An 11,199-nucleotide genomic window follows, 5' to 3' on the forward strand; every position below is an offset into this window, starting at 1 on the left:
GGCAGGTCGGGTTCTGTCCAACAGGTATGGGCCGCATGGGGACGGGTCAAGGGGCAGGGGTCGCCTTGACCAGCCCCGCCATCACCCGGTCCAGCAGCGCATCGGGCAGCGTCATCAGGCTGCGCGTCGCCGTCCACAGCACCGCCATGCGGATCGGGCGGTCCGGCCAGATGCCCCGCAGCGCCGCGCGATAGGCCGCCATCTGCCGCAGGATGCCCTCCGGCACGGCATCGGCATCCTGTGGCACGTCGGCATTGGTCTTGTAGTCGACGGCCGTGATCAGCGCGTCGGTCACCACCAGCCGGTCGATCACCCCGTTCAGCGTCCCCAGGCCTGCGACGGGCGCGGTCAGCGCGACTTCGGACAGGATGCGGGCGCCCTCTCCGGGCTGCAGAACCTGCGTCAGGGCCGGCGCGGACAGGACCGCGTGGGCCTCGTCCAGCAGGTCGGCCATGTCCGGGGCGTCGGGCAGGCCGCCTTCGGCCCCCGACAGGATCGCACGGGCGATGCGCGGCCAGTCGGATGCGGGATGGGCGGGCAGATGCTCCAGCAGCAGGTGCAGCCGCGTGCCGCGCAGCATCGCAGCGTCGCGGTCGCCTGCGCTGGTCCCGGCCAGCACCTTGGCGCCGCCCAGCCCGCTGGCCGTCACCGGGCCTACGAAATCAGGCGCGGGCGGGGCCATGCGCAGCGCCCAGTCCGGCGCCGCGACCGGCACGGCCGCATCGGGGGCCGGGCTTTCGGCCTCTGCCGGCCAGTCGCCCCAGGACAGGCGCAGCCCGGTGCCGACGCCTTCGATCGGCAGGTCCTGACGCGTCAGGGCGGTGCGGCCCGCGCCTTCGGCGACCATCGCGTGCCAGCTGTCCAGCCCCTCGCCCGTGTCGCCGGCGGCGGCCACGATCAGCCAGCTTTCGGCCCGCGTCATCGCGACATACAGCAGGCGCCGCCGCTCCTCCTCCTGCCGCCGCTGCCATTCGGCGACGGCCATCGCGACCGCGTCGCAGCGTTCGGGCGCGGCGCCGCGCCAGACCGGCATGTCGTCCAGACGCACCAGCGCCTGGCGGTTGTTGGGCTTGCGGACCTGGGTCTCGGGCAGGATCACCACGGGGCTTTCCAGGCCCTTCGATCCGTGTACCGTCATCACCCGGATCAGACCGCCCGCGCCGCCGGGCAGCTGTCGTTTCACCTCGACCTCATCCTGGGCCAGCCAGACCAGGAAGCCGGTCAGGGACGGGGTTTCCACCTGCTCATAGGCCAGGGCCTGGGACATCAGCTCGTCGATGCCGTCCACGGCCTCGGGGCCAAGGCGGGCCAACAGGGCGGCGCGGCCGCCATGGCGGGTCAGTAGCCGGGCGATCAGGTCGTGCGGGCGCAGATAGTCGGCCTGCCCGGCCAGGTCGTTCAGCACCGCCTGTGCGTCCACGTGGGACGATTCGCGCAGGCGCATCCACAGGTATTCGCGCGACCGGCGGCCATGGGCCAGGCGGTACAGGTCGTCCTCGGACAGCCCGAACAGCGGAGAGCGCAGCGCAGCCGCCAGCGACAGGTCGTCCTCGGGCGTGGCCAGCACCGACAAGGTGGCGATGATGTCGCGTACGGCCAGCTCGCCCGCCAGGCGCAGGCGGTCGGCCCCCGCCACCGGCAGGCCCGCCGATTTCAGCGCCGCGATCAGCGCCGCGAACAGCGTGCCGCGCCGCTGGACCAGGATCTGGATGTCGCCCGCATGCAGGGGCCGCGGCTGGCCCGATTTCGCGTCGATGATGGGACTGCCCAGCATCGCACGGATCTGGATCGCGACATGGCGGGCCAGCTGCGTGTCGGCGTCGTTTTCGGACGGCGCATCGACCGGGCGGGTCCAGTCCTCGGGGTCGGTCTTGTCGGGCTTGGGCAGCGCGGGCCAGATGTCCACGCGGCCGGGCAGGGCCGCCTTGAAGGCCACGTGCCGGGGCGGATCGCCCAGGCCCGTCGCGGCCTCTCCCTGGAACACCGCGTCGACCAGCGCCAGCACGGCGGGCGACGACCGAAAGCTGTGGGCCAGCCCGCGCTGCTGCATGGGCGCCTGCACGGCCTGGAAATCGGCGGCGAAGCGGTCGCGCATCGCTTCGAACACGGTGATGTCGGCACCCTGGAACGAATAGATCGACTGTTTCGGATCGCCCACCACGAACAGCGTGCGGGGCCGGTCATGTGCGCCGGCGCCGCTGGTGAATTCGTCGGTCAGGCGGCGGATCACCCGCCACTGGCCGGGGCTGGTGTCCTGCGCCTCGTCGACTAGGATATGGTCGATGCCGCCGTCCAGACGCCACAGCACCCATTGCGCCATGCTGGATTCCTCCAGCAGCGCGGCGGTGCGGCCGATCAGGTCGTCGAAATCCAGCCAGCCCTGCGCCGCCTTGGCCGCGTTCATGCGCGCCGCGAAGGCATGCCCGAACCGGTGCAGCGCCAGCGTGCGTTCCGCCGCCGCCAGGGCCAGCGCCTGCGGGCGGGCCAGCTCGACCCGCTCCATCAGGGCATCCAGATCGTCCATGAAGGGGGCGCAGGGGCCGGTGGCCATGGCCTTGGTCGGGATCTTGCCGGTCTTGGCACCGAACGGCACCTTGGCGCTGCCACCGAACAGCAGACACCCGAACAGGCGGGACAGGTCGTCCATGCCGGGATCGCGCCAGTTCACCTGCGCCAGCGCCTCGGCCAGCTTGACGTCATTGGCGGAACTGCCCCGCAGCGGCGGGATCACGGCATCGGCCAGATCACCTTCGCCGCCCGTGAAGACCCCGGCCAGCAGGCTGTCCGCCGTCAGGCCGGGGGGCAGGTCCAGCGCGGCCCAGATCGCCGCCGCGTCGGGGGCGTCCGCGTAATCGGCCAGGGACAGCCCGGCCAGGAACCCGTCCAGGTCGTCGCCCCCCTGAAGGCGGGTCAGGTCCGCGATGGCGGGGTGGGATTCCTCGGCCATCGCCTCGATGATCTCGGCGCGCATGGCGCGGGCGCTGCGGTCGTCCAGTTCCGCGAACCCCATCGGCACCCCGGCCTCCAGCGGAAAGCGGCGCAGGACGGCGGCGCAAAAGCTGTGGATCGTCTGCACCTTGAGGCCGCCCGGCGTCTCGATCGCGCGGGCGAACAGGCGCCGCGCGGCGGGCAGGTCGGGATCGCCCCCCTCGCCCAGCTGGGCCAGTTCGGCACGCAGGGCGGATTCGGGCAGCATCGCCCAGGTTCCAAGCCGCGCCAGCAGGCGGTTCTGCATCTCGGTCGCGGCGGCCTTGGTATAGGTCAGGCACAGGATGCGTTCGGGCGGCGTCCCCGCCAGCAGCAGCCGCGCGACACGGTCGGTCAGCACGCGGGTCTTGCCCGACCCGGCATTGGCCGTCAGCCAGGTCGAGCGCAGCGGATCGGCCGCCGCGATCTGGTTCAGCGTCGCCTCATCCATGATGATCGCCCACCTTTCGCGGCGCCGCGGCATCGGTCAACGCCCATTCGCCGTACCGCGCCAGGTGATCGTAATCGCCCGCATAGGACGTGCTTTGGGGCGCACGCATCGCGGTGAACCCGGCCTCTCCGGTCACATAGGACCGCAGCAGGCGGACGAAGCCGTCCCAGGTCTCGGCCTCGACCAGGTCGTCATGTTCGCGTGGGTGGGTCTTGCCCTCTCCGCCCAGCTGGATGTAGCGCAGGCCCGCCACGTCCACCGGGCCAAGCGCGTCGAACCCGCCGCGGCGCGCCATCGCGGCCTCCAGCATCAGCTGCTTGTCGAAATGGCGGATCATCGCGTCGGTCGGCGGCGTGCCGGATTTGTAGTCATAGACCACGACGCGGTTGTCGGTCAGCAGGTCGATCCGGTCGGGCTTGGCGGTCAGGGTGATGCCCAGGTCCGCCACGGGCACCTTTCCGCGATGCTCCACGACCATCGGCCGCCCCTCGGCCAGGCGGGTCAGCTCGTCCGCGACGATGCGGTCGGCGATCCGCGCGATGCGCGCCGACCAGAAGGCGCGGGCGGCGGGCCAGGGCACCTCGTCCGCCAGCACCCGGTCGGTCAGCGCCAGGAACCGGTCCCTGAGAACCTCGGGCGGGGTGTCGGGGGTGGGACGGCTGTGCAGCAGCGCCTCGACGATGGCATGCAGGGTCTGGCCGCGCAGCGACGCGTCGGGCTGCGGGCGCAGCGGGGGCAGCGCGCGCAGGCCGAGCACGCGCTTGGCATAGACCGCATAGGGGTCGCGGATCAGCAGCGACACGTCCGTCACCGGCAGGTCCGGGAACAGGGGCAGCGGCGGGATGGGCGAGGGGCGCGCCGCCGGGGGCACCGGGGCGGGGGGCCGCGCCACGGCCTGCGCCAGGGCCAGCCATTCCGCACCGCGCGCCCGCATCCGGGCCAGCGCCTCTGGACCGCCGCGATCCGGCAGCCCGCCCATCAGGTTCAGCATCCGGTTCAGCCAGCGCGACGGGATGGTCTCGGCCTCGGCATCGCGTTTCGCGCGGGTCAGATAGACCCGGTCGGCAGCCACGGCCTGCTGAAAGTCGTGCGCCGCCAGCCCGATCTGGCGTTCGGGCAAGGGCAGGCCCGCAGCGGCGCGCATCTGGCGCGACAGCCAGGGGTCGGGCGACAGGGCCTGCGGCCAGCCCCCCTCGTTCAGGCCGGACAGGATCACGGTGCCGTGGCCGTGCAGACGCGCCTCGCGCGGGCCGTGGATGCGCAGGCAGTGATGTGCCTCGACATCGTCGCGCACCGCCTTGGCCTGCAGTTCGGTGACCAGCAGCGCGCTGAAGTCGCCCGGGCCGATGTCGGGGCCAAGCGCCGCGTGTTCCACCAGATGGTCCAGCACCGCGCGGGCCATCTGCCCGGCCTTGTCCTGCCACAGCTGAGAGCGTTCCGCATCGCCATCCGGTCCCGCCGCCAGGGCCTGGGCCAGGCCCAGCAGGTCGGCCAGCCGATGGGGCAGGGGCCGCGGCGCCCGGTCGCGGGCCACGGCGGTGATGCGCGACAGCATCGCGGCCAGCCATTCCGCCCAGATCTTGCGCGTGCCGTCGCCCTTGGTCGCCCAATCGGCCAGCGTGGCGGCATCGGGAAAGGCCGGGCCGTTCCGGCGCAGCTGCAGTTCCAGCTCGCGCGTCTCGCGCAGCATGTCGTTGCGCCCGATCGCGGTCGATCCGGTCGCGGTCAGCGGATGCTTCAGCAGGATCAGCAGCCGGTCGATGGTCAGCGGCTGACCGAACAGCGCGGCCACCTGGCGCAGGAACAGGCCCGGCGCGGTCAGCGGCAGGGGCCGGCCCGCGCTGTCGTCGGGGCGGATGTGCCAGCGGTCCAGCGCCGCGGTGACGCGCCGGATCAGGCCGCTGTCGGCCGCGATCAGCGTGACCTGTTCGCCGCCGCGTTCGGCGGCGTCGCGCATGATCAGGGCGATGGTCTCGGCTTCCTGGCCGGGCTGGTCGGCCTCGATCAGGGTCAGATCCGCGGTGGCGGCGATCAGGTCGGGCAGGGCGGGGCCCTCGGCGATCCACTGGTCGGTGACCGGCGCGGGCCGCAGCGCCAGAGAGATCAGCCGGTTGCGCCCCTCGGATGGCGGCCGCACCGCGGTCCAGCGCTGGGGATAGCCCGCCTCCGCGATCAGCGGCGCGAACCGCGCCTGCGGATGATCGTCGGCGCGCTCCAGCCCATCCCAGACCGGGGCGGGCTGGTCGAAATCGAAACCGGGCAGCACCACGGCGCCGTTGGGCAGCGCGGCCACCGCCTGCATGTACAACCGCGTCGCCCCGTGCGATCCGGTCGACCCCGCGACGATCACCGGGCCCTGCGGCAGATCGATGCCCTGCGGCCAGTCGCGGGCGGCGGCCTGGGCCGCGGCGCGCTGGCGGGCGGGGCGGTCCTGGGACGGGTCGCCCAGGTGAAACTGGGCCGCGATGCGCAGGAAGGCCAGCGCGTTCTGCCAGTGGCGGGCATGATCGCCGGTGTCGATCGCCTCCAGGTCGGACAGGTCGCGGCCTTCGGTCTGCATCTCGACCATCAGCTGGGACAGGGACTGCGCCAGCACCGGGATCGAATGACCCGCCCCCAGATCGGGACGCATGGCCAGCATCTGCGCGATCAGCCGCGCCAGTTCCAGCCGCCGCGCCAGGGGCGGCACCGGCGGGGCCGGCATGACCAGGGGCCCCGGATCGACCCCGGTGATCGACCGGATCTGCGGCAGCAGCAGCGGCCCCGCCCTGTCGAAGGCACGATACAGCGCCCCGCGCGTGGACGCGGCGTTGACGAAGACGGTGACCCCGGCCAGCGCCTCGGGCGGCTGGTCCGCCATCCGCTCCAGCAGGCCCCGCACGAAGGCGTCGGCAAAATCCACGCCGGGGGGCAGCGCGTAAAGACCGCGCATCTCAGCCATCCAGCAGCGCCTCGGCCAGGGGGATGGCGGCGGGATATCCTACGTCGCACCAGCCGCCGGGATGGATCAGCCCATGCGCGCGCCCGTCCGCGATCATCAGATCCCACAGGCGGTTCAGCGAAAACACTGCATCGCCGATTTCGGCCAGCCGATCGGTGCGGATGATCTGGGCGCCTGCATAGACATAGTCGCCCCGCCTGCTCAGGCGTCCGCCATCCAAGCTGAAATCGCCCGCCCCCTGCCGCGCCGTGGCCTGCGCCAGCGGCACCAGCGCCAGCAGCGCGTCCATGCGGTCGTCCCACGCCGCCATCAGCGCCGACAGGACGTTCGGCCCGGTCCAGACCACGTCGGGGTTCAGCGTCATCACCGGCCCCGGTCCCAGCAGGGGCAGCGCCTGGCGCAGCCCGCCGCCGGTGTCCAGGATCAGGTCCGGCTCGGCGCTGATCGCGACCTCCTGACCGGCCAGATGCCGTTCGATCTGATCGCCCAGGTAATGCGTGTTGACCACGATGGGCGCGGCGCCCGCGTCGCGGCCAAGGTCCAGCGCGCGGTCCAGCAGGGTGCGTCCCGAAACCGGGATCAACGGTTTCGGCCGGTCGTCGGTCAGCGGGCGCATCCGCGTGCCCAGGCCCGCGGCAAAGATCATCAGGGACGGTATCGGGCGATCCTTTCGCGCAGGGCGGCGTCGGGGGCGGGCACGTTCGCCAGCATGGCCCGCAGAGGCGCCAGCGCCGGATGCGCCAGGTCGCGCTGCAGATGCGCCCAGACCCGCGGCATGAAGGCCAGATAGCGCGGCTTGCCGTTCCGGATCGCCAGCCGGGCAAAGACACCCAGGATGCGCAGCGCCCGCTGTGCGCCGATCAGGGCATAGGCCGCGCGGAACGGGGCCTCGGCCACGGCGGTCGCGGCCAGATAGCGGGCGATCTGCGCCTGTTCCGTGGCCGGGTCCACGTCGCGGCGCGCGTCCTGCAGGGCGGATACCAGGTCATAGGCCGGGTGCGCGGCCACCGCGTCCTGATAGTCCAGCAGGCCCAGGGGCGCGTCGCCGCGCCAGACCAGGTTCTCGGCATGGAAATCGCGCAGGCTGATGGCGGGGGGCAGATCGCCGCACAGGCAGTCGTGCAGATCGGCGATCAGCGCGGGCAGGTCCGGCAGGTCGGCCCCCGGATAATAATCGACGAACAGCGCCGCCAGATCGCCCATCGCCGGCCCGTCCAGCGGCGCCACGAAAGCGGGGACCGGCTGACGGTGCAGGTCGACCAGCAGGTCGGTGATGCGGTCGTGGATCAGCGGACCCAGATCGGGCCTGTCGGCCAGCACGCGTGCCACCAGATCGTCGCCCAGATCCTCCAGCAGCAGGAACCCCTGATCGGCGTCCTGCGCCAGAACCCTGGGCGCGCCGAACCCGCGGCCGCGCAGCCAGTCGGTCATCGTCAGGAACGGCGCCACGGACCCCGAAGGGTCGTCCATCAGCACGCCCACCCCCGGCAGCCGGAAATACCGCCGGGCCGAGGCATCGCCCGCCAAGGGCAGCACCCGCGCATCGCCATGCCCCGCCGTGACGACGAATGCCGCCCGCGCCGCCAGACGGTCGGCGCCGGGGAACGCCATGTCGATGCGGCGTAGGTCGGGGTCCGGGTCTGCGCCGATCGCGATGATGATGGCGCCGGGCGGGACGTGGTCCAGCCGGTCGGGCCATTCGATCAGGCAGATCGCGTCCTCCATCGCCTCGTTCAGGCCCAGTTCGGTCAACTCGGACGGGTCGGTCAGGCGGTACAGGTCGGCATGCCAGATCTGCGTGCCCATCGGGTCGTCATAGGTCTGGACCAGTGTGAAGGTGGGGCTGGGCACGTCCTCGGCCGCATCGCCCTGGCGGGCGCGGATGAAGGCGCGGGCGAAATGCGTCTTGCCCGCGCCCACCGGACCGTCCAGCAGGATCGTCGCCGGGGGCGCGATCTGGGCGGCCAGCATCCGGGCCAGGGCTGCGGTCAGGGTCTCGGTGGCGATCAGGCGCGTGTTCATGCCCCGGTTCTAGCCTGTCGCGCGGGCGGGGGAAACAGGGCGTGGATGGACGGCGCGCGCGAATGCGCTAGGCTGACGGCGAAACCGACCGGAGGCCCCATGCTGCGCACCGCCCTTGTCCTGACGCTGGCCCTGTCGGGCCCGGCACTGGCCACCCAGGAATACATCCTGCCCACCCTGTTCGACGTGGCGCGGGTCGCGGCCGACGACGTGCTGAACATCCGGGTCGAGCCGGATGCCTCCGCGCCGATCATCGGCACGCTGGCCTTTGACGCGACCCACGTCGAGGTGGTCGAGCAGCGCGCCGGCTGGTCGCGCGTCAACACCGGAGAGGGGTCGGGCTGGGTGTCCGACCGCTATCTGGATTACCGCGTCGACGTCTGGCAGGACGGCGCCCTGCCCGCGGCATTCCAGTGCTTTGGCACCGAGCCGTTCTGGGCCTTCATCCCGCAGGGCGACAGCGTGGTGCTGGGCGGTCCCGACATGCCAGAAGACACGCGCCCCGTCCGGGCGGTCCTGTCCACCGGCATCTTCCGCGACCCGACCCGCGCGGTCGTGGCCGACGGGCTGACCCTGACCGCCATTCCGCAGCTGTGTTCGGACGGCATGTCGGATCGCCTGTTCGGAATGCGCGCCCATGTGGTCATCCACGGCGACGCACCGCGGATGCTGTCGGGGTGTTGCTCTATTCAGCCCTGAAGGCCAAGGACATCCATCATGTCGTACTGACCCGGACCCTTGTCCTGACCCCAGACCGCCGCGCGGATCGCGCCGCGGGCAAAGATCGCGCGGTCGGTGGCCAGGTGGCGCAGCACGATGCGTTCGCCGTCGGCGGCGAAGATCACGTCATGTTCGCCCACCACGTCGCCCCCGCGGATGGCGGAAAAGCCGATGCTTCCCGGTGCGCGGGCCCCGGTGATGCCGTCGCGGGCCGGCACGCGCAGGTCGTCCAGCGCCGCGCCCCGTCCCTGGGCCGCGGCCTCTCCCAGCATCAGGGCGGTGCCCGACGGGGCGTCGACCTTGTGGCGGTGATGGCTTTCGACCACCTCGATGTCCCAGTCGGTGCCCAGGGCGGCCGCGACCTTGCGGGTCAGCCCGACCAGCAGGTTCACGCCCAAGCTCATGTTGCCGGCACGGATGATCGGCGCGTGGCGGGCGGCGGCCGCCAGCGCGTCCAGGTGCCGCTGCTCCAGCCCGGTGGTTCCGATGACGTGGACGGCGCGCGCCTGGGCGGTCAGTTCCGCGAATGCCACCGTGGCATCGGGGCTGGTGAAGTCGATCACCGCCTGCGCCTGGGCGATGGCCGTCACCGCGTCGTCGCTGACCGTGACGCCGGCCGGCGCGCGCCCCATCGCGGTGCCGATGTCCTGCCCGATCCAGTCGTGGCCTGCGCGGTCCAACGCGCCGACCAGCCGCAGGTGGTCGCTGTCCAGGATCAGGCGGATCAGCATCCGGCCCATCCGGCCCGATGCCCCGGTCACCACGACGCCCGGCCGCTGCGGCTGATCGGTGTTCTGCAAATCGCTCATGGTCCACCCCTGTTGGCTTTGGGGCGTGATACAAGGTTGCGGCCCGCGCCGCGACCCCCTACATCGGGACGCATGGCACAGAACCGCAATTCCCAAGGTCAGGGCCCCAAGCAGCGCCAGCTGCGCGTGGGCGAACTGATCCGTCGTACCCTCGCCGACGTGCTTGCGCGCGCGGACGTGCACGACCCCGACCTGAACCGTCATTCCATCACCGTGGCCGAGGTGTCGATGTCGACCGACCTCAAGGTGGCGACGGCCTATGTGCTGCCGCTGGGCGGCCGCGACGCGCCCGAGGCGCTGGCCGCGCTGCGCCGCAACACCCCGGAACTGCGCCACCTGGTCGCCAAGGCCATGACGCTGAAATTCGCGCCCGAGCTGCGGTTCCAGCTGGACGAGACCTTCGACCGCATGGACGACACCCGCCGCCTGTTCGAGGACGAGCGCGTGCGCCGCGACGTCGCCGCCCCGGACCGGGACGACGATGACGCCTGATCTGCCGCGTCTGGCGGCGGTGGCGGTCGGAATGCTGGTCGCGATGGCGCTGCCGTCGGGGGCCGCGCAATGCGAACGCGTGGACCATGATGGCCAGGGCTATGTGCTGTGCCAGGTCGAGGCCGCGCAGGAACCCGCCCTGCGGCTGTTCCAGGACGGCCCCGACGGCGCGCCATTGCGCAATTTCGCCAATGTCCGCCGCACGCTGGACGCGGGTCAGACGCTGTCGTTTGCCATGAATGCGGGCATGTTCCATGCCGATTACCGTCCGGTGGGTCTGCTGGTCGTCGACGGGGTAGAACTGTCGCCCATCGTCACCGGCGCCAGCCGCGACAATTTCGGGATGCTGCCCAACGGCGTCTTCTGCACCGGCGGCGCGCAGCCCTTTCAGGTCATCGAAAGCGTCAGCTTTGCCGAGACGCGCCCCGACTGCCGACTGGCCAGCCAGTCCGGGCCGATGCTGGTGATCGACGGCGATCTGCATCCGCGGTTCCTGGCCGACAGCGACAGCCGCTATATCCGCAACGGGGTCGGCGTGTCGCCCGACGGGCAGACCGCGTGGTTCGCGATCTCGAACAGGCCGGTGACGTTCCACGAATTCGGGCGGTTCTTCCGCGACGGGCTGGGCGTGCGCGATGCGTTGTATTTCGACGGCTCGATCTCGCGGCTTTATGCGCCGTCGGTGAACCGGGCCGATTTCGGGCGCAGCATGGGTCCGATCATCGGCCTGGTCGAGTGACCGGTTGACCCCTGCCCGCCGCGGGTCTATCCCCCGGCCCTTGTTTTTTCAGGAGTGA

General features: G+C 71.8%; 8 protein-coding genes. 3 read left to right on the forward strand and 5 right to left on the reverse strand.

Features of this window, described 5'->3' with window-relative positions; genetic code table 11:
• Positions 1-46 precede the first annotated feature (46 nt).
• From addA to tsaE, 4 genes are read right to left on the reverse strand one after another with little or no spacing between them, the layout of a single operon-like run.
• Positions 47-3,418: a double-strand break repair helicase AddA gene (addA, locus tag TW83_RS06420; protein WP_239441297.1), complete on the reverse strand. Its 3,372-nt coding sequence runs from the start codon at positions 3,416-3,418 to the stop codon at positions 47-49.
• The gene (gene addB / locus TW83_RS06425; protein ID WP_045981944.1) at positions 3,411-6,359 is read right to left on the reverse strand and encodes a double-strand break repair protein AddB; all 2,949 of its coding nucleotides are present in this window, start codon (positions 6,357-6,359) and stop codon (positions 3,411-3,413) included. Before addB ends, addA begins: the two co-directional genes overlap by 8 nt.
• Complete coding sequence (locus TW83_RS06430; RefSeq protein WP_045981945.1) at positions 6,352-7,005, reverse strand: nucleotidyltransferase family protein; 654 nt, start codon at positions 7,003-7,005, stop codon at positions 6,352-6,354. Before TW83_RS06430 ends, addB begins: the two co-directional genes overlap by 8 nt.
• On the reverse strand, positions 7,005-8,381 hold the full coding sequence (tsaE, locus tag TW83_RS06435) for a tRNA (adenosine(37)-N6)-threonylcarbamoyltransferase complex ATPase subunit type 1 TsaE (RefSeq protein WP_045981946.1): 1,377 nt from the start codon (positions 8,379-8,381) through the stop codon (positions 7,005-7,007). The genes TW83_RS06430 and tsaE overlap by 1 nt, the downstream gene beginning before the upstream one ends.
• 99 nt (positions 8,382-8,480) lie before the next feature.
• Between tsaE and TW83_RS06440 the strand changes: the two genes are divergently transcribed.
• Positions 8,481-9,080 (forward strand): SH3 domain-containing protein, encoded by a 600-nt coding sequence (locus TW83_RS06440; protein WP_045981947.1) that lies wholly within the window; start codon positions 8,481-8,483, stop codon positions 9,078-9,080.
• On the opposite strand, the gene dapB is transcribed toward TW83_RS06440, so the two are convergent.
• Entirely contained in the window at positions 9,071-9,910 is an 840-nt protein-coding gene (gene dapB, locus TW83_RS06445; RefSeq protein ID WP_045981948.1) for a 4-hydroxy-tetrahydrodipicolinate reductase, read from the reverse strand. The genes TW83_RS06440 and dapB overlap by 10 nt on opposite strands.
• A 72-nt stretch (positions 9,911-9,982) precedes the next feature.
• Between dapB and rbfA the strand changes: the two genes are divergently transcribed.
• Entirely contained in the window at positions 9,983-10,402 is a 420-nt protein-coding gene (rbfA, locus tag TW83_RS06450) for a 30S ribosome-binding factor RbfA (protein ID WP_045981949.1), read from the forward strand.
• A 31-nt stretch (positions 10,403-10,433) separates the two neighbouring features.
• A complete protein-coding gene (locus TW83_RS06455; RefSeq protein ID WP_232303339.1) occupies positions 10,434-11,141 on the forward strand; it encodes a phosphodiester glycosidase family protein in 708 nt (235 codons plus the stop codon).
• Positions 11,142-11,199: the final 58 nt, after the last annotated feature.

This window comes from Paracoccus sp. S4493 (genome assembly GCF_000967735.1).
Taxonomy (GTDB): Bacteria; Pseudomonadota; Alphaproteobacteria; order Rhodobacterales; family Rhodobacteraceae; genus Paracoccus; species Paracoccus marcusii.